Annotated in this window: 22 protein-coding genes; 10 read left to right on the top strand and 12 right to left on the bottom strand. The window is 46.8% G+C overall.

Features of this window, described 5'->3' with window-relative positions; genetic code table 11:
• Window positions 1-168: 168 nt before the first annotated feature.
• Window positions 169-1,275 carry a DUF2911 domain-containing protein gene (locus tag ACHKAR_RS14275; RefSeq protein WP_395418009.1) on the top strand — a complete coding sequence of 369 codons (1,107 nt, stop codon included), beginning with the start codon at window positions 169-171 and terminating at the stop codon, window positions 1,273-1,275.
• A 52-nt stretch (window positions 1,276-1,327) separates the two neighbouring features.
• Here the strand turns inward: ACHKAR_RS14275 and rfbD are convergent, their stop codons facing one another.
• Together rfbD and ACHKAR_RS14285 are read right to left on the bottom strand one after the other, a co-directional pair.
• On the bottom strand, window positions 1,328-2,176 hold the full coding sequence (gene rfbD, locus ACHKAR_RS14280; RefSeq protein WP_159582359.1) for a dTDP-4-dehydrorhamnose reductase: 849 nt from the start codon (window positions 2,174-2,176) through the stop codon (window positions 1,328-1,330).
• Window positions 2,173-3,393: an NAD(P)-dependent oxidoreductase gene (locus tag ACHKAR_RS14285; protein ID WP_395418010.1), complete on the bottom strand. Its 1,221-nt coding sequence runs from the start codon at window positions 3,391-3,393 to the stop codon at window positions 2,173-2,175. Before ACHKAR_RS14285 ends, rfbD begins: the two co-directional genes overlap by 4 nt.
• A 52-nt stretch (window positions 3,394-3,445) precedes the next feature.
• On the opposite strand from ACHKAR_RS14285, the gene ACHKAR_RS14290 reads away from it, so the two are divergent.
• A complete protein-coding gene (locus tag ACHKAR_RS14290) occupies window positions 3,446-4,018 on the top strand; it encodes a methyltransferase family protein (RefSeq protein WP_395418011.1) in 573 nt (190 codons plus the stop codon).
• Here ACHKAR_RS14290 and ACHKAR_RS14295 read toward each other — a convergent pair.
• From ACHKAR_RS14295 to ACHKAR_RS14340, 10 genes are all read right to left on the bottom strand, one after another.
• Window positions 4,015-4,221, bottom strand: a complete 207-nt coding sequence (locus tag ACHKAR_RS14295) for a hypothetical protein (RefSeq protein ID WP_159582362.1) — start codon at window positions 4,219-4,221, stop codon at window positions 4,015-4,017. The two genes, ACHKAR_RS14290 and ACHKAR_RS14295, sit on opposite strands and share 4 nt — an antisense overlap.
• Window positions 4,222-4,242: 21 nt before the next feature.
• Window positions 4,243-5,769 (bottom strand): glutamate--tRNA ligase, encoded by a 1,527-nt coding sequence (gltX, locus tag ACHKAR_RS14300; protein ID WP_395418013.1) that lies wholly within the window; start codon window positions 5,767-5,769, stop codon window positions 4,243-4,245.
• A gap of 70 nt (window positions 5,770-5,839) precedes the next feature.
• The gene (locus tag ACHKAR_RS14305; protein WP_395418015.1) at window positions 5,840-6,250 is read right to left on the bottom strand and encodes a hypothetical protein; all 411 of its coding nucleotides are present in this window, start codon (window positions 6,248-6,250) and stop codon (window positions 5,840-5,842) included.
• Window positions 6,251-6,309: 59 nt separating this feature from the next.
• The gene (locus ACHKAR_RS14310; RefSeq protein WP_395418016.1) at window positions 6,310-6,687 is read right to left on the bottom strand and encodes a RidA family protein; all 378 of its coding nucleotides are present in this window, start codon (window positions 6,685-6,687) and stop codon (window positions 6,310-6,312) included.
• Window positions 6,688-6,813: 126 nt separating this feature from the next.
• A complete protein-coding gene (locus ACHKAR_RS14315) occupies window positions 6,814-7,326 on the bottom strand; it encodes a hypothetical protein (RefSeq protein ID WP_395418017.1) in 513 nt (170 codons plus the stop codon).
• Window positions 7,323-8,384: a helix-turn-helix domain-containing protein gene (locus ACHKAR_RS14320; RefSeq protein ID WP_395418019.1), complete on the bottom strand. Its 1,062-nt coding sequence runs from the start codon at window positions 8,382-8,384 to the stop codon at window positions 7,323-7,325. The genes ACHKAR_RS14315 and ACHKAR_RS14320 overlap by 4 nt, the downstream gene beginning before the upstream one ends.
• Window positions 8,385-8,676: 292 nt before the next feature.
• Window positions 8,677-9,492 carry a DUF6503 family protein gene (locus ACHKAR_RS14325; protein ID WP_395418021.1) on the bottom strand — a complete coding sequence of 272 codons (816 nt, stop codon included), beginning with the start codon at window positions 9,490-9,492 and terminating at the stop codon, window positions 8,677-8,679.
• A gap of 136 nt (window positions 9,493-9,628) precedes the next feature.
• Window positions 9,629-10,663: a serine hydrolase domain-containing protein gene (locus ACHKAR_RS14330; RefSeq protein ID WP_395418023.1), complete on the bottom strand. Its 1,035-nt coding sequence runs from the start codon at window positions 10,661-10,663 to the stop codon at window positions 9,629-9,631.
• A gap of 55 nt (window positions 10,664-10,718) precedes the next feature.
• Window positions 10,719-11,765 (bottom strand): acyltransferase family protein, encoded by a 1,047-nt coding sequence (locus ACHKAR_RS14335; RefSeq protein WP_395418024.1) that lies wholly within the window; start codon window positions 11,763-11,765, stop codon window positions 10,719-10,721.
• Window positions 11,766-11,770: 5 nt separating this feature from the next.
• Complete coding sequence (locus ACHKAR_RS14340; protein WP_159582369.1) at window positions 11,771-12,364, bottom strand: ankyrin repeat domain-containing protein; 594 nt, start codon at window positions 12,362-12,364, stop codon at window positions 11,771-11,773.
• 215 nt (window positions 12,365-12,579) lie between these two features.
• On the opposite strand from ACHKAR_RS14340, the gene ACHKAR_RS14345 reads away from it, so the two are divergent.
• The 8 genes from ACHKAR_RS14345 (at window position 12,580) to ACHKAR_RS14380 (ending at window position 21,739) form a co-directional block, all read left to right on the top strand.
• Window positions 12,580-14,670, top strand: a complete 2,091-nt coding sequence (locus ACHKAR_RS14345) for a helix-turn-helix domain-containing protein (protein WP_395418027.1) — start codon at window positions 12,580-12,582, stop codon at window positions 14,668-14,670.
• 251 nt (window positions 14,671-14,921) lie between these two features.
• Window positions 14,922-15,347 carry an RrF2 family transcriptional regulator gene (locus ACHKAR_RS14350; RefSeq protein ID WP_395418028.1) on the top strand — a complete coding sequence of 142 codons (426 nt, stop codon included), beginning with the start codon at window positions 14,922-14,924 and terminating at the stop codon, window positions 15,345-15,347.
• Window positions 15,348-15,391: 44 nt separating this feature from the next.
• On the top strand, window positions 15,392-16,120 hold the full coding sequence (gene ric, locus ACHKAR_RS14355) for an iron-sulfur cluster repair di-iron protein (protein ID WP_395418030.1): 729 nt from the start codon (window positions 15,392-15,394) through the stop codon (window positions 16,118-16,120).
• A 12-nt stretch (window positions 16,121-16,132) separates the two neighbouring features.
• The gene (locus ACHKAR_RS14360; protein ID WP_159582373.1) at window positions 16,133-16,603 is read left to right on the top strand and encodes a c-type cytochrome; all 471 of its coding nucleotides are present in this window, start codon (window positions 16,133-16,135) and stop codon (window positions 16,601-16,603) included.
• An 18-nt stretch (window positions 16,604-16,621) separates the two neighbouring features.
• Entirely contained in the window at window positions 16,622-17,197 is a 576-nt protein-coding gene (locus ACHKAR_RS14365; protein ID WP_159582374.1) for a fasciclin domain-containing protein, read from the top strand.
• Window positions 17,198-17,211: 14 nt separating this feature from the next.
• Window positions 17,212-19,170 (top strand): Sec-dependent nitrous-oxide reductase, encoded by a 1,959-nt coding sequence (nosZ, locus tag ACHKAR_RS14370; RefSeq protein ID WP_159582375.1) that lies wholly within the window; start codon window positions 17,212-17,214, stop codon window positions 19,168-19,170.
• 88 nt (window positions 19,171-19,258) lie between these two features.
• On the top strand, window positions 19,259-20,326 hold the full coding sequence (locus tag ACHKAR_RS14375; protein ID WP_159582376.1) for a nitrous oxide reductase accessory protein NosL: 1,068 nt from the start codon (window positions 19,259-19,261) through the stop codon (window positions 20,324-20,326).
• 6 nt (window positions 20,327-20,332) lie between these two features.
• Window positions 20,333-21,739 carry a nitrous oxide reductase accessory protein NosL gene (locus ACHKAR_RS14380; protein ID WP_395418033.1) on the top strand — a complete coding sequence of 469 codons (1,407 nt, stop codon included), beginning with the start codon at window positions 20,333-20,335 and terminating at the stop codon, window positions 21,737-21,739.
• The last annotated feature ends 4 nt before the right edge of the window (window positions 21,740-21,743 follow it).

Genomic DNA, 21,743 nt, shown 5'->3' on the forward strand with positions numbered 1-21,743 from the left:
CGGCCCTTCGTATTTTGAAAAAAACTAGCCAAAGGATTTCCTCCTTTGGCTTTTTTCTTGCCCTTTAAAGTGTTCAATGACCGATTACATAAAATGCCGCTCATCAAATAGTGTTCGCGGGTACTTGGCTTGTTTCGTATCTATAAACAACCAAACCTTTGCAACATCATGAATAAGCTAATCAATCAACAATTACTTTTCTTGAGTTTGTCATTGCTGCTGGTGGGAGGAGCTGCAGCTCAGCTGACTACACCCAGGCCCAGCCCTGCGGCAGAGCTTAATCAAACCATCGCGCTTACTACCATCACTGTGAACTATTCGCGACCATCAGTGATCAGGGGAAACAACGACCGTACAGGTCAGATATGGGGCTCACAGGTGCCCTGGGGACTTGCTCCCAATGCTTTCGGCAACCAGAAGCCTATGCCCTGGCGGGCCGGAGCCAATGAAAATACGACTATTTCGTTCTCCACACCAGTGCTCATAGAGGGAGAGCAGCTTGGGGCTGGTACCTACGGGCTGCACATGATCCCGGAAGAAAGCGGAACAGTGACCATCATCTTTTCGAAAAACACATCCTCGTGGGGAAGTTTCTGGTATGAGCAGGCAGAAGATGCGCTGAGAGTGAAGGTTCAGATGAAGGATGCACCATTCACCAATGTTTTGACCTATCAATTTACAGAGGTAGGACTCACCTCCGGCACGTTGGCGCTGATGTGGGAAAAGAAGCAGATTCCCATCAAACTTGCAGTGAGTCAGGAGACCATTTTGGCCAAATTCAGAGATGATCTGAGGGGAGTGCAGGGATTTGGCTGGCAAGGGCCACTTTCTGCAGCAAATTATTGTCTTCAGAACAACATTAACCATGAAGAGGCCGTTAAATGGGCTGATCAGGCAATCGCCGCAAACAGAACCGGGCAAACACTCGGAATGAAAGCAGCCTTACTTTTTCAGAAGGGAGATATCGAAGCAGGTGTAAAGACTGCTGATGAGGCTAAGGAGATTGCCACAATGAATGAATTGAACACCCTGGGTTATCAGCTGGCTGGCGCCAATCAGTACGAGAAAGCCGAGGAGTTTTTTAAACTAAATATTAAAAGAAATCCAAAAGTGGCCAATGGCTACGATAGTCTGGGTGAGTGCTATGTGGCGATGGGAAAGAATGACGAGGCTATAAAATTATTTAAAAAATCACTTTCAATGGATCCTCCACCTAACGTGAAGTTGAATTCCATTGCCAATCTCAAGAGGTTGGGAGTCGATTACTCCGAGTGATTTAAGAGTTTGAATTAGGTTGAAAAGGCCTTGGGATTTTCCCAAGGTTTTTTTATGCCCTGTCCAAACACGCCTTGAGGCTCTCCCGCCAGTAGGGGATTTCTATTTCAAAGGTTTCCCTGAACCTGCTTTTGTCCATTACACTGTAATGAGGCCTTTTGGCCGGAGTGGGATACTTCTCTGTTGGGATCGGATTCACCCGGGTGTTTACCTTTCGGTACTCAAAAATGGCTTTGGTAAAATCGTACCAGGAAGCTACCCCTTCATTGCTGTAGTGGTAGAGCCCGTAGGAGGTCGATTTTGCGGAGATGATCAGGAGAATGGCCCGGGCCAGGTCTCTGGCATAGGTGGGTGTGCCAATCTGATCAGCTATGACATTCAGCTCATCCCTGGTCTGGGAAAGCCTGAGCATGGTTTTCACAAAGTTCTCACCGTGGGTGGAGTAGAGCCATGAAGTCCTGAAGATAAAGTGCTTCTTCAGCGTATTTTGTATGGCGCGCTCACCTTTGAGTTTGGATACACCGTAGTAATTGACCGGGTCGGTCAGGTGGGATTCCTTCAGTGGTACGGAAGCCCCTCCGTTGAAGACAAAATCTGTGGAGATATGGATGAGCGTGACATCATATGGCTTACAGGCCTTCGCCAGGTTCAGGCTGCCGGTGAGGTTAATTTTGTCAGAAGCCTCGCGCTCTGTTTCGGCTTTGTCCACGGCGGTATATGCCGCACAGTTAATGCAATAGTCGTATTTGTTTTGTTTGAACAGGTCGCTCACGAGGCTCGCATTGGTAATATCTAACTCCGGGTAATCTGTAAAATCAAATTGGAGTTCGGGGAATTCGCTCACGAGATCCTGAATCTCTGACCCTAACTGACCTCCGGAACCTGTGACAAGAATTTTCATTTCAGTTCGCCGTTTACATAGTCTCTCAGATACTCATAGACCGGGGTAAGATCTCCACCCGCCGTGATGGTAGCACGTTTGATTACTTCTCTGCTGTCATCACTCAGGAGCTCAGGAAGTACGTTATTGAGCAACTCATTTCCGAAGCTTTCCGACGCATCTCTGGGAAGCTCGCAGGGCAGGTTGTCTACGGCCATTACTGTGATATTACCCTCATCGGTAAAAGCACTTTCCACTTCATTATCACTTGGGTTGTAGTCGTACACCGGGTCTTCAATGGTACTTGGTTTCTTGGTGGAAGGGATAGAGCCCTCAATGTCGCAAGTGATGTCAGCCACAATGTTGATTTTAAAATCATTTTTCAGGATGTCTTCGCGTTTGAAAAGCACGGGTGAGTTGGGATCCCAGAAGGCTGCAGCGATCAATAGGTCGGTCACTTTAGCGTATTTCAGGAAGTCCGCATCATATAGCTCCGGGTTGTCATAAAACTCGTGTCTGCTAAATTCTCCCCCATCCTTCCGGACGTGGTAGTCCCGGGTATTGAGCTGGGTGAAGACCGGGTAATCAAACTGCTCCTCGATGAAAGCCGCCGGGGTGACCTTGCGAATGTTCATCCCATGCAGCACTTCCATGGCTCCTTTGGCCACTCTGCCACCACCTGTCAGGGCGATTTTGATGGCAGGTAATTTCACTTTTTCATACTCGGTCTTGAGATCCTCCAGATCAAAACACTCCGAAGCACGTCTGATATCGAAAAGGTTGTACCGCTTGCCAAACGTCCAGATGCCATTGTAGGCACCCACAATACCCGCCCATCTGCCAAATGCAATGATCCGCTTGCCGGTTTCGTCTGTGAGGGTTTCATAGTCGATCAAGCGGATTTTTTTGGAGATAACCTCCCTGATCAGCGGCTGATTGTAGGGCTGCTTTTTGATGGTGTGAGAAAAGAAGAAATAGGTTTTATTGGCAATGAGGTTGGGAATGGGCACCTCTTTGACACCTAGCAAAATATCACAATCATCCACAGTATCCACCACGTGAATGCCTTCGTTGAGGTAGTCCTGGTCTGTAAAACATCGGATGTCTGAGGTCTGGGCCACCAGGTCCACTTCAGGAAATCTTTCCATTACCTGTCTGGCCTGATAAGGAGTGAGTGCCACACGCTTGTCTTTTGGAACCTTCCCCTCTTTGATCAGTGCTATTTTGATTTTTCCCATTTTTTTGGTGTTAACTTGATGGGCGCAAATTTAAACTTTTTGACGAGGTAAAATGGATTATCTGATCATTGGTGGGGGCTGGGCGTTATATTTTGCTCTCCATAGCTTGTTAGCATCGGAGCGGGTGAAAAGAACAGTGCGCAGCAAGGCACCGGTCATTGCCCGTGGCTATCGCTTTTTTTACTCACTCATCAGTACCGTGGGGCTGTTGTGGCTGCTGTACCTCATGGCCATCACCCCTTCTGCAACGCTTTTCAGTTCGCCGGGGTATGTGCGGTATATCGCCATGATTTTGGCCTCCTGGGGGGTTATTTTAGTGATTACGTCGTTCAGGCATCTTTCGGGTTGGGCCTTTTTAGGATTGAAAAAGGAGGAGAAAAAAGGGCTGATCAGAAAGGGTACGCATGCCTATGTGCGACATCCCATTTATTCAGGAATCATTCTGATCGTCATCGGGATGGCTTTGTACACACCCACAGATATAGTAGTACTGTCTGCAGTATGTATACTGGCTTACCTGCCAGCAGGCATCTATTTTGAAGAGCAAAAACTGATCGCAGAGTTTGGGGATGATTACCTGACTTATCGTCGGGAGGTACCTGCTATTTTCCCCAAAAAGCCTTAGTCCTTTTTTCCTTTCTTCAGCTCCTCCAGATCGTCCCGGTCGCGTAGCTTTTTGTCATCCACAGATTTATTCAGAAACTGATTGATCTTATCAATGTCTATGGTCGATTTGATTTCCCCGAAAGGGTCAATCCTGATGTCAAAACCTTCAAGCTCTTTATTCACTTTAGGCTTGTGATCGTCTTCTGATTTTTTCTTTGTCATGGTCCCTCAGTTAAGTGTCTACTACTTTAACTGATCTACGGAGTATTTGATTCGTTCGGCCACTGCTTTTCCTCCCATGAGGGCAATGATGGCCATGAGATCGGGGCCGGAACCCGCTCCGGTAATGACCATTCTGAGTGCCTGCATGTTTTTACCTGCTTTGATTCCGTTGGTTTCCATCAGCGAAAAAAACAGCTCTTTGGCCTCTTCGGCATTGATGCTTTCTTTGGTGGCAAGGGCCTCTGCGTAGAGTGATACGGCTTGCTCGGCTTCCTCATTCCATTTTTTGCTGGTCACACTCTGGTCGTACTCAGTGGGGTTTCTGAAAATAAATAAGGCATTGGGAGCCATCTCATGTGGAAATGTCACCCGCTCTTTCAGCAGGTCCACGATGACCAGGGCAGTTTCCAGACTGCTGTCTATGGCATAGTGGTTTTTGAGGTCGGTGCGTACTATTTCCGCCAGTGCCTTCGGATTGGTAGACTTTAAGTACTGCTGGTTAAACCATTTGATTTTGTCCAGGTCAAATTTGGTACCCGCTTTGTTGACTTTTTCCAAACTGAATACATTCGACAATTCCTCTAAGCTGAAAATCTCCTGCTCGGTGCCGGGGTTCCAGCCCAGAAATGCCAAAAAGTTTACCAGGGCTTCAGGAATGAAACCTTCTTCTTTAAATCCTTTAGAGGTTTCACCCGTTTCCGGATCTTGCCAGTCGAGCGGGAATATGGGGAAACCGGCCTGATCAGCGGCTCTCTTACTCAATTTCCCGTTGCCATCGGGCTTCAGAATGAGGGGTAGGTGGGCAAACTGAGGCATCGTGGATTCAAATCCCAGGTATTTGTAGAGCAGTACGTGCAGCGGTGCTGAGGGCAGCCATTCTTCACCACGGATCACATGGGTGATTTTCATCAGGTGATCATCCACTATGTTGGCCAGGTGATAGGTAGGCAGGCCGTCAGACTTCATGAGTACTTTGTCATCGAGGGTGGAGCCATGCACGTGCACCCAGCCCCTGATGATGTCATTCAGCCGAACTTCTTCCTTCGGGTCTATTTTGAAACGGATCACGTAAGGTTCTCCGCTGGCGATTTTGGCGGCCACTTCCTCAGCGGGCATGGTGAGTGAATTTTTCATGGTCAGCCTCACTGCCGCGTTGTAATGCGGTGTGGCCACCCCGGCCGCTTTCAGTCGGTCGCGCATGGCATCCAATTCCTCAGGCGTGTCAAAGGCGTAGTAAGCGTTGCCTTCATCGATCAGCTTCTGGGCGTAGGACTGATAGATCTCTTTGCGCTCCGACTGTCTGTAGGGGCCGTACTCACCCCCCGTCCAGGGACTTTCGTCGGGAGAGATGCCGCACCACTCCAGCGACTGGCGGATGTAGTCTTCAGCACCGGCTACAAACCGGCTCTGGTCAGTGTCTTCTATTCTTAAGATGAAAGTGCCGTTGTTTTTTTTGGCAAAGAGGTAGTTGAACAGGGCTGTTCTGACTCCACCTATGTGCAAAGCGCCTGTCGGGCTGGGGGCAAATCTTACTCTTACTGAATCCATTTATTGGGGGATATTTTTTTGGTGTGCAAAGCTATCAAATACCCAATACTAATGTGAAGGACAATTGCTTTTATTCCCCTTCTTCTGCCAGAATCCCCTGAATCTGGTGGATGGTTTCGCGGGCTTTCTGATGAAAGCTGAGCGTGAGCACCAGATAGTTGGCCAGGGCGATGAGCAGCGCGGTGATTACGGCGAGGGTAAGGGAGGAAAGGGTCAGAAATACAGCCGCTATCAATACGCACAGGGTGGTGGAAAACCACAAGTAAAGGCGAGCTCCTGGAAACAGACATAGCCGGAGAAATATTAAGGATCCGCGGGAGGTGTTTTCCACCCGACCGATGGTCAGGGGGAGTGCATTCTGAGCAGAGCGGATGACCAGCGAAATCCTGAACCCCTCCGGAGAAACAGCCCCATTGAACACCGGCCGATTGACCACCACCTCCGAATCGATCAGGCGGGTTTTGAGGGCAATCCTCCTCAATACCTCGTTTTTAGAGTGGCTCGATACCAGGGTTTGCCGGAGAAAGGGCCAGAGGGACATCAGAGCTGAGCGATGCAGCTAATCTCCACGCTGACATCCTTTGGCAGGCGGCTGACCTCCACTGTTTCTCTGGCAGGCGGGTTTTCGGGGAAGTACTCACCATACACCGCATTGATCTGCGCAAACTGTCCCATGTCTTTGATGAAGATGCTGCACTTCAATACATTGGCAAAACTGGCTCCGGCGGCTTCCAGTATGTAGTTGAGGTTTTTCATTACTTGCCGGGTCTCATCCTCTATAGAGGTGCTGACCAGCTGGCCGGTGGCCTGATCGATGGGGATCTGACCAGATACGTAGAGCACGCCATTGGATAGCACGGCCTGACTGTATGGGCCGATGGGGGCAGGAGCTTTGGGGGAGTTGATGATGGTTTTCATGTAACTGCAGGTTTGAAATTCATTAATGTTCCCTGCAATTTAATCGGATAATGGCGGAGATGAATTATGGGGGATAGAAAAGTGGAAAACTGGCCAGGAGTTGCTCAGCTGAAAATCAGATTAATGCTACGTCCTCCAGTGATTAAGTCTCTTCTTGATTTCCATTTGCAGTTTGATATTATTAATGTACATCAAATTGTTGGTAGTGAGTTGATCTAGCTTCTTGTGTGCCGAAGATTTTGAAAGAATACTTTTCCCAACCAATTCATCAAGTATCCAGAGCATTCCATGCCTGTCAATAGCTCGTTTCTCCGCAAATTTTCTGACTGGCCCATCACTTGTCAAGAGGATAGCTCCCAATTTATCGGCCATATAGACCACTGATTTATCTGGTTCTGAAAGGGCCCTGGGAAAAGCAAATGTTTCCATTTTCTCAAAATCTTCAGGTTCAAGAATGTGAATGGTGAGTTTGCCAACTGACCTGTATGTCTGAAGAATTGATTGCTGTTCATGAACAATCTCATTCCAAACCTCAATGGTTGTATGAATATCAAGATTCAGTTCAAAAAATTCTGCCGTTATTTCAAGATCCAGTAAGTCTATGAATATACAGGCATCAGTTATGGCAATGGTCATCAAATAATCATGTTTTCCTTTCGGAAATCAGCCAATTTTTGATTGTTAAGCGCCGCCGCTTTGCTCATAGAAATTGCCTCCTCCACTAACCCGCGGAAGAGCAACTGAGAAAAACGATTGGACTCTTCAAATCCTTTATATGAATACGGCTCATTGTTCCGATAGCCTAATCTATTAAACATGAAGTAAAACTGTTTGAAGGTGCTTTGATTAATTACTCCCAGTTCCTTAGCACGGTACATAATGGCCTGCATGGATATGCCATATTCTTGCTTGAGCATGCCTAATTCTTTGAAGGATAATTTGCTTCGAGAGCGTCCTAACTCGGTGTATATTCTTTCTTTGGGGAAGAGTAAGGCTCCAGCAAAATAGTGACAGAAGCGCTCTTTGGTTTTATCGTCATGTTGATCGAGCTTGAGCAGTATGTGACCTAATTCATGCATTGCCGAGAATCTCTTGCGATCAAGGTTATGGTCAAGCTTGGCATTGTTCAGAACAACTAATGGCTGGGCACCGTTGATTTTGGTGGCGAAAGCATCTAGCTTAACGTCTGAAATGATCTCTACAACCTTGATCCCATGTTCTTCTAATAGCTCGATAGTGTTTGGGATCGGGTTTTCACCAATGTCCCATTCCTTTCTTAGTTCTTTGGCTGCATCATCAATGTCATCAATAGTATTAATCGGAAACCCCTCAAGAGGATTCTTAAATTCAGTCTGTAGGTTGAGAATCTGCTCAAGCTCCAAATATCGACGCACTTTGTCTTTTACCACCTCTTCTATCCTATCTCTTTCCTTGCCCGGATAGGTGCTGAGCTTCCTGAATTCTATCTCCCCGAACTCTACCAAGGTTGCATTTGAGAAATAATCAGGCCTTACGCCAAGTGCCTCACAAAGGAACCCAATCATTTCACTATTTGGAGTGGATTCGCCCTGCTCGTACTTGTTTAAGGCCTGCTTGGAAATTGATTGGCCCAGCTCTTTAAGTTGATCTGCCAAGCCTTGCAGGGAAAGCCCGTTCATGATCCTGGCGGACTTGAGTCGGTCTGCTATAAATGCCATTTCCGTAGTTGTTTGGTTAGGTTTATAACACGAATTTATTAGATTTAGTTGGTATATAAAATACTTTTTGTCAATTGAATATGACAACTTATAAATGGTAGTTATGAAGAATAATGTAATTAACTAGTGATTTATCTATAGAGAAAGACTGAGTTTTTTTGATTGACATTGTATATATACAATATGGATTTGTCAACTAAAAAGAGATAGTATAAATGGTAGAAGCGAACTCTGAAAGGGCTTATATGGAATATTGTTTACGTGGGCTATCGGGATGGTGAAACAGCACCGACTACTTCAAAAAATCTTTGGGGCTCAATCCGGTATTGAACTGAATGTCTGACCAAATGACGGAGATCCAGGGCTCATCACTTACCTGGGCATCCCAGGTGGATTTTTTATACCTTCTTTGGGTAGGGATCAGCAGGTCCTCGATTTGCTCGTACTCCAGCTTCATTAGGTAGGGCGTTTCCATCACACCGAAATCTGCCACGGTAAAGAGAAACTGATCCACTAAAGCCGTTTTCTGATTGATGTACAGCTGATAAACATCGGTTGGCTTGTCGTCAGGGGTATGAAAGGTGATTTTCACTACATCGTAGACCGTGTCATCGATGGTTTCTTCCCCCAGGTATTCATAGTTTAGGCCCGGATCCATCAGTTTTTGGAACATGGCAAACCAGTAAAAATTAGTGGGTCGATTGAAAGCGACCCTTTTCAGGCGGTTGGTGTCGTTTTGGATCTGTCCATTATGCTTGAGCCAGTATTCCTGGCCATCGAAGCCCTGTTCAATAGGCCCTTCCAGGTCCGGGAAGGTCCGCTCATGGGTTTGATACAAGCCATAAGACAGTTCTCCCTCGAACAGGTATTTTTCCGTTGAAATGTCAGCCTTGCTGTCGGGAGTGCGGTAGGTATAGGTGTAAACCACATCTTTCTTGTTCCAAAGCGTTTCATAATCGCCCACCTTTTGGGTCATCTGGTAGATCAGTTCGTGCCCCTTGTTTTGAAATTGCGGCAACGCCTTTTCCTGCCGGGCTGTTTGATCAGTGCCTCCGCAGGACGAAACAATGATACCCACGAATATTGCGATGACTTGATTGTACTTCATGCTGGATTGCTTTACGATTTTGAGTTGGTAGATCCACACAGCGGTGAACCCAACTGGTTAAGAAAGCACTCCTAACACTACCTAAAGGGGCTGAGTTCCCCAAAGACCAAACTAATTGCCCAAATCTTCATGCAGCTTACGCTCCATTTGCCCGCCGCACTATTTTGACGATGCGACCATAGAAGATCTCCGCCAAATTCCAGTTATATCCATCAAAATTGGTGGTATTGTTAAATTGAATCACCACCGTATCAATGTCTTTGTGGTATTTGGCAATACTCTGATAGCCCACCAGCAGACCGGTATGTTCATACTCGTAGATGGAGGAGTAGATGTCCTGCTCCCCTTCATTGAACACGGAGCCCTCATTTAAGGCCCTGATGAATATGCCCACATCCTCAGCCGTGGCCAGCATTAGGCCCGTATTCTCAGTCTTGAAGTCTTCCTCCACACCGACATAGTAGCCGCTCATCACATCATCTAGATTCACTTCACTAAGCGAGCCAAACGTGTTTTTCAGCCCCAGGGGTATCAAAATCTCCTCTTTGATGTATTGCTGATGAGGATAGCCCACCACCTGATCTATCAGGTCAGAAATCAGCATATAGTTGGTATTGGAATAACCATAATCTTCACCCGGTTCGAAATCTGCTGGTAGGTCCAGGGCGTATTCAAGGGTTTCTTGTTTGTTTTTGGGTGGTTTTGTCCAGAAATCAGGGTGGTCTACAAAGTTGGGAATGCCACTCCGATGCTGCACCATCATTCTCAAGGTGATCCGATCAGCATATTCAATCCTTCCGACAAGTTCCGGAAAGTATTCAGCGAGCGTTTTGTCCAAAGACAAACGCTCCGCTTTGACCAGTTTGGCCACCGCCACCGCCACATAAAGCTTGGTGATACTGGCTATCTTGAATAAGGCCTGCGGGTAGGCAGGAATCTTGTTCTTGCGGTCATGCCAGCCGGCAGCATAGTACTCCGGTGGCTTACCGCCCTGATCCACGTACGCGATCATTCCATCAAATCCATACCCCAGACCTTCCTCCAGCTGCTCCTGAACCGTGTCGGGCAGTGGTAAGATCCAGGCTTTTACCAGTATCCAGGGCACGAAGTACAAAGAGCCTATGCTTGCCAGTATAAAGGCTATTCTGAGTATCTTTTTTGTTTGTTTCATGGCTATACTATTTCAGCGATGTTCTTTTTTATAAAATAACTACCTGTGGGTATGATTATACCTTCAACCCAAAAAGTGGTCGTACAAACCGGATTCTCCGCACTACCAACTCGTAGGCTGCAAAGCACCCTATAAAGGTAAGTAATATCACCAGCGCCAGCTTAAACGGAGCGGGCATATCCAACGGAAACAGCAGCCAAGAGGCGAGGTAGAGGAAGATCATGTGCAGGATATAGATCGGGTATGCCGACTGACTTAAGTAAGTCAATGCTCCACTCGGTTTGTTGAGGTATCGGTGTCCAAAACCAAAGACCGTGAATATCCAAAGGTTGGACTCAATGGACTTTAGGTAAAGAGGTGCAATAAACTCGCCCTCCAGCAAGCGGAGCGTGTATAGAGTGGCAGCAATGGCCAGCATCAACCACCTCCATCGGGTGACGGTGCTCCAAAAAGCCTGCCCGCTGTAGACACACAAAAAACCTGTGAGGAATGCCAGCATGCCTATCCAGAATCCATGGGCGTTCATGGCGTAGTATTCAAAACTGTCTGGGTGTAACAGCTCTGCTTCCGCAACAAACGGGATCATCAATAGTAGCAAACCAGCCGGATGGCTCAGTAGCTTGCTCATGATCTGCTGAAACTTGCCATTTGGGTGTTTTTTCAGATAGAAAAACAATGGGGTAAAGATCAGTACATAGACGAAGATGTTGCCAAGAAACCAAAGGTGCATCGGGCTAAGGGCGAACTCCATGTCCTGATGGTAATAGTTCTTCCAAATCCATACATGCAGCGGCACGATCGCGAGTAATCCAAAAATGTAAGGGACAAGTATTCGTTTGGTTCGCTCTATTAGGAGTGCTTTCCAGTCGCGCCTCTGGATAGCAAAATACACCCCCATACCTGAAACAAAGAATAGCAGTGGAATGCGCCACACATTCAGCATGGCCATGGGTGTCCAGATCCACTCTACGGTTTCACTGTTTTGAATGAATCCGAGGAACACTCCCCAGGGCTGAAAGCCAATGGCTATATGGTATATCACCAATAAGCCGATGGCGATCACGCGTAACCAATCAATGTCGTATCTTCTGTTGTCGAGCATTGTCTTTATTGATTGTTGCTGTAGGTTTCAATCATTTCAGCAATGACCGGACGGGCCTTTTCCAGCTGCTTAAAGTCTAGCTTCAATCCGAAAGGACCAAGGTCTTTGCTCATTTGGTCATAGACAGGTTTCATGTCAGCAAATGGAGCAGACACAGACTCGAGGGCTGTAGCATTGTAAGTGTTTCTGATCGTCACATCGGCCTTGTTTTCGAGCAGGGCTTTTACAATGTCTGTTCGCCCAAAGAAGGCTGCAGTGTGCAAGGGTGTGGAGCCATCGGCACTCGTTGAGTTCAGGTCAGCCCCACCTGATATCAGTAAAAGAGCGGCTTCAGTTTTGCCAAATGTCGCGGCGATGTGCAAGGGAGTAGACCCATAAGCGTCTTTCTCGTTGAGATCAGTTTTGGCTGCAATGTGGCCTTTGATGGCGTCAAGATTACCAAAGAAGGTGGCTTCCTGTAAGGTGGTGCTGGGCGCTTCTACACTCGTCTCTTTAGAGGCTTTTTCCTGTGTCTGGTTGCAGGCAGCCGTGCCTAAAAAGATCATGATCAGACTTAAAGTCATCCATTTTTGTACTGTTTTCTGTGTTAAAGATTTCATCTTGTTTTGTTTAGGGTTTTAATATTTATTTCGATGATACAAAGGTGAAAAGAAGGCCTGGGCGCCACTAAACAACCATGCGGCAAGTAATGTGAGCTATGCGTTTTGAATAGAAATTATGATGATGGGCTATAAACTATGACGCAAAAGGCTGAATAAGACCTGTTGCGAGTGGTCTTTAAATTGCCGATTATTGCACCTAATCACTGTATGATATGTCAGATTTTCAAACCTCCAAAAGTGTATTTCTTCAGAAAATAGTTGCGGTAATTGAAGAGAATCTGGCAAACGAGCACTTCGGAGTAACCGAATTGGCCGAGATCACCAACATGAGCCGCTCCAACCTGCTGCGAAAGGTGAAGCAGGAAACCGGAGGATCAGTGAGTGTATTGATCAGAAATGTCAGGCTGCACCACGCAAAGCTTTTGTTGGCGGATGACTCTCTCACCGTTTCTGAGATCTCTTACAAAGTGGGTTTTAGCAGTACCTCGTATTTCACCAAATGCTTCAGAGAGCTGTACGGTTATACACCGGGAGAGGCTGGTAGCCGAGCCCGGCTGGCATCAGAGGAGGTAGCAGCTGATGCACCTGATACAGGGGGAGGAAGGGGCAGAGTTCTGGTACTGGTAGTTTTGGCTCTGGTGGTGGTACTGTCCATTGTTTTATTCAGTTTCCCTGAGGAGGAAGAAGTCACTCCAAAAAGTCAGGGCAAATCCCTGGCCGTACTCCCTTTCAAAAACGACAGTGCTGACAGCACCAATATTTACTTTATGAATGGCCTGATGGAGGCCATTTTAGATAATTTCCAAAAGATTGAAGACATCCGGGTGACGAGCAGAACCACCGTGGAGAAGTACCGCACCCTCAACAAAACCATCCCCGAACTGTCCAAGGAGCTCAACGTGCGCTATTTCATAGAGGGCAGTGGGCAGAAGATTGGCAATGAAATCCTGCTGACCATCCAGCTGATAGAAGCACCAGGCGACAAGCACCTGTGGTCGCGGAGGTATAAGCGCGAGCTCAAAGATGTCTTTGAGTTGCAGTCAGATGTGGCCAAGAGTATTGCCAAAGAGATCAATGCCATCATCACACCAGAAGAGCAGGAGCGCATTGAAAAAATACCTACCCAAAACCTGGTGGCTTATGACCATTACCTGAAAGGTCTGGCCCTGCTGAATGATAGATCGGGAGCGGGGCTTGCAGAAGGGGTTGAAGAATTTAAGAAGGCCATCCAGGAAGATGGTCAGTTCTCCAATGCCTATGCCTACATAGCCATCTCCTACTACTATCTGGATATTTTTCTGGCGGAGCCTAAGTATACACAGGAGCTGAAAGAGTATGCCGACAAAGCCATGCTGCTGGATGGAGAATCAGGCGAAAGTCTTATTGCCAGGTCATTGTATTATATGCAGATCCGGGATTTTAAGAAAGCCGTTGAGTCATTTGAGGAGGTTTTGGAGTACTATCCAAACACTGCCTGGGTGCATAATTTCCTGTCAAACATCTATGGGGTGATTCTGCCTGATACAGAAAAGTACCTCACGCATGCCCTGCAGGGCATTCAGGCGGCAGTAGCGGATGCAGACTCAGTCACTACGAGCTTTACCTATCTGCATTTGAGCAATGCTCTGGCGCAAACTGGTTTTTTCAATGAAGCTGAAACCTATGTACAGAAGTCGTTGGCCTTCAATCCTGATAATTTGTATTCGCAGTATTTGTATGTGTATATCAGGCAGGCACAGCATCTTGATCTGAATCGTGCGAAACAATCGTTGATGACCATTTTGCAAAAGGATACCACCAGGATAGACGTGATACAGGAGATCGCCAAGGTGTGCTACACCATGGAGGATTATGAGCAGGCATGGGTGTATTATGAGAAGATGCTCCACATGAAAGCAGCCCTGAAACTTGATATCTATCAAAATGAGGGCAGCAGAATAGGCTTTGTGCTGGAGCAGCTCGGGAGAAAGGAGGAGGCGAAGCAATATTATGAGAGTTTCCTTGCCTATGCAGAAAAAGATCAGTCACTCTACAAGGACCTGCTTTATTCCTCCTACTATGCGGTGACCGGCCAAAGAGATAAGGCCGTCAAGTACCTCAAAGCTTTTTCGGAAAAGGACAATTATCAATACTGGATCGTACTCTTTCTGGACAAAGATCCTGTTATCCGAAAAATGGCCGGACATCCCGATTACGAGCGCACGCTCAAGAAAATCAATGACAAATTCTGGGCGAAGCACAAGCAGATCAGAAAGATGCTTGAAGCGGAGGGCATTACCGTGCCGGTGCGCAGTAATTTATAAGAGGCATTATATCAGGTCGCGATTTGAGGCCATACACTCAAAGGGCACTCAGTGTGCCCACACATCCACGTATTATAGGGCCATTACCACCTGGTCAAATATTTTCTGCTTTTTCTGCTTTTTCTGTTTTTGGCTCCGGGTCTCAGGAGAGACATGATATTTAGTATGACAAAGATCATCTTTTTCCATTTCGGATATCATTATCCGAAATTATCTCGGGAACTACATTTGTCCAAAACTCAGTGACAAAAATGTTTTCGAAAGCTTGTGAGTATGCACTAAAAGTCATGATTTATCTCTGTTCTGTCACGGAAGCGGGGAAGTTGGCTGGTTTGAAGGACATAGCCGGAGCAATAGATTCTCCGGAGGCCTATACAGCCAAAATATTGCAGCAACTGGTAAGAGCAGGCTTATTGGAGTCATTGAGGGGGCCGAATGGAGGCTTCAAAGTGGCAGGCCGTGACATTACCCTAATGGAAGTGGTAACGGCCATAGACGGTGAGCACCTCGTGAAAAGCTGCGTACTGGGCCTTAAGGAATGCTCAGGAGAGCACCCTTGCCCGGCACATGATAAGTTTATCGCCATCAGAGACCATTTGAAAGGTGTATTGACAACAACCTACCTATCGGACCTGAAAGGTGGAGTAATTGAAGGAAATCGGTTTTTGAGGACATAAAAATTTATTTCAATAAAGGATAAAAGAGTCTTTAAATCTCAAATATGAAAAATCTAGCAAAATCAAAAGTGGGGGTCATCGTAGCATCTAACTTCAGAACCTCCCGGGTATTCTCTTCGCACCACATAGATTTCTGCTGTGGCGGGGGTATCTCTCTGGAAGAGGCCTGCACCAGAAACAATGTGGATTTGGATAGGGTGCTGGAGGAGTTGGAAGCGACCTTCCAGACCCCAGATACTATGAACTATCAGGAACTAGACCTTGATAAGCTCATTGACACCATTGTGAGCATGCATCACAGTTATGTTTGGGCTACTGTGCCGGCGCTCAGGGCTTATTTGGAGAAACTGTGCACAGTGCACGGTGATCGACACCCAGAGCTGCATTCGGTCAATGATTTGTTTGCCAAGGGCTCCCAGGCATTGCTCGATCACATGACTAAGGAAGAGCAGATACTCTTTCCTTACATCAAGGCGATGGTACAGGCAAAGGCAAAAGAGTTTCCCTTATCAAAGCCTCATTTTGGAGATATTGAAAACCCCATTCAGATGATGGAGCAGGAGCACGAAGAAGAGGGCTTCAGGTTTCGTCAGATTGCAGAATTGACCGGTGGTTATGAATGTCCTCCGGATGGATGTCAAACCTACAAGGTGGCATATGCCATGCTCAAGGAGTTTGAAGAAGATTTACACAAGCACATTCACCTGGAAAACAACATCTTATTTCCGGAGGCCAGAAAACTGTTCAGGGAATTCTCATTCAGTAATTCATAAACCCCAATAATCATGAAAATTCTAAATCAATACCTTATTGCCGCTTCGTTTTTGGTGTTGCTTTCGGCCTGTGGTGGCGGAGGTAAAAGCCGGATTGAGCAAATCAAAGAGCAATCGAAAGTGGAGCCATCCGATCCATACGAAAACTGGAAGCAATTTCACGGAGTAGGTCCTGTGAAGGCATTCACACTGCCCACAGAAGTAGACCAGCAACTGGTAGCCAAGGGCCAGGAAATATTTGAATCTAAATGTACTGCCTGCCACAAAGTGGATAAGAAGTTCATTGGTCCATCACCTAAGGACATTTTGTCTAGAAGAAACCCCGCCTGGGTGATGAACATGATCCTGGATCCGGGAAAAATGGTTCAGGAGGACGCCATCGCGAAGAAGTTATTGATGGAATATAACGGGTCTCCTATGGCCAATCAAAACCTATCGGAAGAAGAAGCAAGATCCGTCCTGGAGTACTTCAGGACATTGTAGCAACTAAATCATATGATGATGAAAACTAAATCAATTATGTCAATGATGGCCGTACTGGCCATGGGAGTGATGCTCTCCTGTTCATCAGGTAATACTGAGCGTACAGACGATCAGGCCACTTCGGCAGCAACGAGTCATCCTAAAGGACAAGCCTCTGTCTCGGATAATGTTTCAGACAGGAATATCCTACAGGTAGCCGTAGCTTCTGATGCGCATACCACGCTGGTAGCAGCTGTGGAGGCTGCCCAAATAGAGCATGTTTTGGTAAATGCCGGTCCCCTCACAGTTTTTGCACCTACCAATGAGGCATTCAACTTATTGCCGGAAGGGGTGGTAGAAAACCTGCTGAAGCCTGAAAACAAAAGCGATCTGGCCACTACCCTCACACGGCACGCCGCACCAGGGTCTTTTGACCTGGAAGCGCTCAAAAGGGAGGCAAGTAAGGGGAGAAAAATTTACATGGCCACCGGAGACTATCTGGAGGTAAAAGTTGACGGTGATAATGTATCAGTGGGGGGAGCCAATATTCTGGCCACTATATCCACCTCCAATGGGATCATACATGTCATTGATAAAGTGATTGCGTCTAACTAAAACAACAGATTAAAATGAAAACTATATCAGTATTATCCAATGTCTTTATAGTTGGTGCCTTCATATTGATCACCTCATGTGGCCAATCGGGTAGCAATGGAAAAAGTGCCCTCAGCAGTAACGTAGCTGAGAAGGTGTACATAGCCCCGGGTGAAAGGGACGAGCAGTATGCCTTTTTGTCTGGTGGATACAGCGGCAACCTGACCGTGTATGGATTGCCATCGGGCAGAATGTTCAAAGAAATCCCTGTCTTTTCACAGTTTCCCACTTCCGGGTATGGGTATTCAGAAGAGACCAAACCCATGCTGAACACTTCGTTTGGTTTTGTACCCTGGGATGATTTGCACCATCCGGATATTTCACAGACTAATGGTGAGCTGGACGGCAGGTGGATTTTTGCCAATGGAAACAACACACCCCGAATTGCCAGGATCAGTCTCAGTACTTTTGAGACCGAGGAGATCATAGAAGTACCCAACAGTGCGGGTAACCATAGCTCCTCTTTTATCACTGAAAATACCGAGTATGTGGTGGCCGGAACACGTTTCTCTGTTCCGGTACCTCAAAGGGACATACCGATCAGTGAGTACAAGAGCAATTTCAAAGGGGCATTGACCTTTATATCAGTTGAGCCGGAGCATGGGCACATGGAGATAAAATTTCAACTCTTAATGCCGGGATTTAATTACGATTTATCTCACCCGGGAAGAGACAAATCTCACGGTTGGTTTTTCTTTTCTACTTACAACACAGAGGAAGCAAACACCCTGTTGGAAGTAAACGCCTCGCAAAATGACAAGGACTTCATAGCGGCGGTGAACTGGAAAATGATAGAAGCATATGTGAACAACGGAGGAGGAAAGAAAATGTCTACCAGGTATGCCCACAATGTGTATGATGAATCTACACACACGGCTACTTCTACCATGAATAAGGAGGTACTGACCGTAGACCCCGCAGAAGTACCGGGAGCGATCTATTTTTTACCAACCCCAAAATCACCACATGGATGTGATGTGGACCCTACTGGCCAGTACATTATTGGCTCGGGTAAGCTTTCAGCGGATCTTACTGTTCACTCTTTTGATAAAATGCTCGCGGCTATCAAAGCTGAAAAGTTTGATGGAGAAGCATATGGCATCCCGATTTTGAATTACCAGGATGTGCTGGCTGGTACCGTAAGCAGCGGAGGCCTGGGGCCATTGCACACAGAGTTTGATGGTCGGGGCAACGCCTATACTACCTTCTTTATTTCTTCAGAAGTGGTGAAATGGAAATTGGGAACCTGGGAGGTCATAGACAGAAAGCCTACCTACTACTCTGTGGGGCACCTGATGATTCCTGGAGGAAACTCCCGAAAGCCACATGGCAAGTACCTGGTGGCGATGAACAAAATCACCAAAGATCGATACCTTCCAACGGGTCCTGAAATGGAACACTCTGCGCAGATATATGACATCACCGGGGAAAAAATGGAGCTGCTGTATGATTTTCCGACTCACGGTGAGCCTCACTATGCGGCAGGTTGTAATGCTGAGCTTTTGGTGAACAACTCCAAAAAGATCTATCGATTGGATGAAAACAATCACCCTTACGCTATAAAGAGCCCTGCTGAAGCCAGGGTGGAAAGAACCGGAAACGAGGTGCACATTTACATGTCTACCATCAGAAGTCACTTTACACCTGACAATATAGAAGGCATCAAAGTAGGTGACAAGGTCTACTTCCACATCACCAACCACGAGCAGGACTTTGATGTGCCACATGGTTTTTCTATGATCGGTCAGGGTACATCTGAAATACTGATCATGCCTGGTCAAACCAAAACCTCGCTTTGGGAGCCTAAGCGTGTGGGTGTATGGCCGTTCTATTGTACGGACTTTTGCTCCGCACTGCATCAGGAAATGCAAGGCTACGTGCGTGTTTCTCCGGCAAATTCCGATCTCGAGTTAAGCTGGTCTTTAGATGATTGATTAAAAGCGAGTGGTTAAAATGGACGATTCAGTTGATTTTAACCACTCGTCTTGATCACACAATGAGTACTTGCAAAAAAGCAACAAAATGAAGAAGGCAAGCATATTAATGATTATTGGAAGCGTGATGTTGTTGGGGCTATTCGTTTTTCCCATGTGGAACATCCGGCTGGGAGCACCACAGTATCCTGAACCGCTGGGCATAGATATTTATGTCAACGGACTCCAGGGTGAAAGTGAGTTTGACATCCAGAACATTGATGGTCTTAATCACTATATAGGCATGAAGACACTGCCTAAACCTGAAGAGATGTGGGAGTTTTCGGTTTTTCCCAAAGTGGTGATGGCCATGGCTTCTCTGGGGGTATTGATAGGGCTGCTGGGCTTCCTTGGAAAAATAAGACCGATATGGTTTCTCATCTGGTTTCTCACTATGAGTGCGTTGGGAGCCCTTGGTATCTACGATTTCAACCTGTGGCTGGTGGCATACGGTACGGACCTGGATCCCAATGCGATCTTAAAACTGGTCAATCCGGATGGAACACCCATGCAATACAATCCACCGCTCATTGGACATAAGAAGCTGCTCAATTTCGATGCTTTTTCTTATCCGAGGCTCGGGGGTATCCTACTGGGAATAGGCATGACGCTAGCGGCTGTGGCTTACTTTGTAGGGAAAAAGTCAAAGTCTAAGCGCTATTTGGCGGCTCTGAAAAACTCGGCATTGGTCGTGTTGATTTTTCTCGTTTCGCAATTGCTCAGTTCTTGCCAACCGGGCCCTGAGCCTATTCATTACGGACAGGATGCTTGTGATTTTTGCAGGATGACCATTGTGGACAAACAGCACGCTGCACAAATGGTGACTGAGAAAGGGCGTGTATATAAGTATGATGCCATAGAGTGTATGCTGAATGATCTGAAGGATTGGGACCGACCGGCCATACAATATCACCTCGTGGCTGACTACCAGAATCCTGGCAAGCTCACCGATGCTATAAAAGCCAGTTACCTCATTAGTGATAAGATTCCAAGTCCGATGGGAGCCTACCTGAGTGCTTTCTCGACCACCCAATCCAGGGATAAAACTCATCATTCAGTTGGTGGACAGACCCTGGAATGGACCCAACTCCAAAACCAATTCGAAATATCAAATTGAAATGCCATGATTCGCTCCTTCTTTTTACTGATATATCTGATGAGCACTGTGGTCTTTGCTCAAAGCGTGAACATTGATCAGGATTTGTGCAAACACTGCGGCATGTTGATCCGGGACCGAAGCTTTGTTGCACTCGCTGTGGATGCTGATCATCGAACACAAACCTTTGATGCGATCGAATGCCTGGTGAATTATTTGAAAGTGCATGATGAAGCGTCTTTCAGCCAGCTTTTGGTTACGGACTACTCCAGATCCAATGGGTGGATAGAGGCAAAGGATGCTTTTTATATAAAAAGTAGTGCCATACCAAGCCCAATGGGTGCTTACCTGTCTGCTTATTCGAATTTGCAGGAGGTCCAAAACATCCAGACACAGATGGGAGGGGATATTTTCACCTGGACCGAGCTCTTACGGCAGTTTGAAGGTTCGCGATTTGGAGTGATCAATCACCCAGACCACCATCATCGGGGAGATGCATACGGTCCCATCGGTGTTATGGGCGACCATGTGCATCATCAAGGTGGCTGGATGGTCAGTGTGCGCTCCATGTTTATGCAAATGAGTGGAAACCAGACAGGAACGAAATCAGTCAGCAATGAGGAGGTTTATACTCAGTACCACGCCGCCCCTCAGCAAATGAGGATGAGCATGTACATGCTAGGTGTGATGTATGCCCCCACCGATCGGCTGACCCTCGCCATGATGCAACCATTGATCTGGCGTGAGATGGACATGAATGCCATGAACCATCAGGCAATGCCTATGTCAGAAATGAGCTATCAAACCAGGAGTTTCGGGTTGGGCGACCTGAAACTGTCAGCCCTTTACAGCCTGATTGCCAAGACTGGTTCATCGCTTCACCTCAATATTGGGATAAGCCTACCAACAGGGTCTTATGATCAATCGGATAACACGCCAATGTCCGACAATATGAAACTCCCTTATGCCATGCAAATTGGCTCAGGAACCACCGATTTGAATCTTGGTGCTACGTATAAAGTGGCGTTTGAAAAGGTAGGTTTGGGTGTTCAGCCTATGGCCTTGCTGAGAATCGGAGAAAACAGATCCTCCTACCGGCTGGGCAATCAGTATGGTCTGAACAGCTGGTTTGTTTATACTCCGGATAATTGGTTGGGTTTGGTGGGCCGGACGGAGCTTATTCTCCAGCATAAGATATCCGGGATAGATTCAGATCTAAATCCGATGATGGCTCCACCCTCCAATGTGGAGAATTCCGGCAGTGAACAGGTCAATGTTTTCGCAGGAGTTAACGTTGGTTTTCCAGCGTCGGTCACCTCTTTAAAAAACGTAAAATTGGGAATGGAACTAGGAACCCCGATTTATAGAAGTGTTCGGGGGATTCAAATGACCGAATCCTTCACCATCAATTCAGGAATCAGATACATGTTTTAATCAC

It is taken from the genome of Marinoscillum luteum, assembly GCF_044005705.1.
Lineage (GTDB): Bacteria > Bacteroidota > Bacteroidia > Cytophagales > Cyclobacteriaceae > Marinoscillum > Marinoscillum luteum.

Coding starts and splice junctions, on each gene's coding strand:
- gltX (WP_395418013.1), bottom strand. CDS start 5,769: ATGGATTCAGTAAGAGTAAGATTTGCCCCCAGCCCGACAGGCGCTTTG.
- ACHKAR_RS14325 (WP_395418021.1), bottom strand. CDS start 9,492: ATGAAGTACAATCAAGTCATCGCAATATTCGTGGGTATCATTGTTTCG.
- ACHKAR_RS14290 (WP_395418011.1), top strand. CDS start 3,446: ATGGATTATCTGATCATTGGTGGGGGCTGGGCGTTATATTTTGCTCTC.
- ACHKAR_RS14350 (WP_395418028.1), top strand. CDS start 14,922: ATGTTTTCGAAAGCTTGTGAGTATGCACTAAAAGTCATGATTTATCTC.
- ACHKAR_RS14375 (WP_159582376.1), top strand. CDS start 19,259: ATGAAGAAGGCAAGCATATTAATGATTATTGGAAGCGTGATGTTGTTG.
- ACHKAR_RS14340 (WP_159582369.1), bottom strand. CDS start 12,364: ATGAAATCTTTAACACAGAAAACAGTACAAAAATGGATGACTTTAAGT.
- ACHKAR_RS14295 (WP_159582362.1), bottom strand. CDS start 4,221: ATGACAAAGAAAAAATCAGAAGACGATCACAAGCCTAAAGTGAATAAA.
- ACHKAR_RS14275 (WP_395418009.1), top strand. CDS start 169: ATGAATAAGCTAATCAATCAACAATTACTTTTCTTGAGTTTGTCATTG.
- ACHKAR_RS14365 (WP_159582374.1), top strand. CDS start 16,622: ATGAAAACTAAATCAATTATGTCAATGATGGCCGTACTGGCCATGGGA.
- ACHKAR_RS14335 (WP_395418024.1), bottom strand. CDS start 11,765: ATGCTCGACAACAGAAGATACGACATTGATTGGTTACGCGTGATCGCC.
- rfbD (WP_159582359.1), bottom strand. CDS start 2,176: ATGAAAATTCTTGTCACAGGTTCCGGAGGTCAGTTAGGGTCAGAGATT.
- ACHKAR_RS14330 (WP_395418023.1), bottom strand. CDS start 10,663: ATGAAACAAACAAAAAAGATACTCAGAATAGCCTTTATACTGGCAAGC.
- ACHKAR_RS14310 (WP_395418016.1), bottom strand. CDS start 6,687: ATGAAAACCATCATCAACTCCCCCAAAGCTCCTGCCCCCATCGGCCCA.
- ric (WP_395418030.1), top strand. CDS start 15,392: ATGAAAAATCTAGCAAAATCAAAAGTGGGGGTCATCGTAGCATCTAAC.
- ACHKAR_RS14285 (WP_395418010.1), bottom strand. CDS start 3,393: ATGGGAAAAATCAAAATAGCACTGATCAAAGAGGGGAAGGTTCCAAAA.
- ACHKAR_RS14345 (WP_395418027.1), top strand. CDS start 12,580: ATGTCAGATTTTCAAACCTCCAAAAGTGTATTTCTTCAGAAAATAGTT.
- ACHKAR_RS14360 (WP_159582373.1), top strand. CDS start 16,133: ATGAAAATTCTAAATCAATACCTTATTGCCGCTTCGTTTTTGGTGTTG.
- ACHKAR_RS14380 (WP_395418033.1), top strand. CDS start 20,333: ATGATTCGCTCCTTCTTTTTACTGATATATCTGATGAGCACTGTGGTC.
- nosZ (WP_159582375.1), top strand. CDS start 17,212: ATGAAAACTATATCAGTATTATCCAATGTCTTTATAGTTGGTGCCTTC.
- ACHKAR_RS14320 (WP_395418019.1), bottom strand. CDS start 8,384: ATGGCATTTATAGCAGACCGACTCAAGTCCGCCAGGATCATGAACGGG.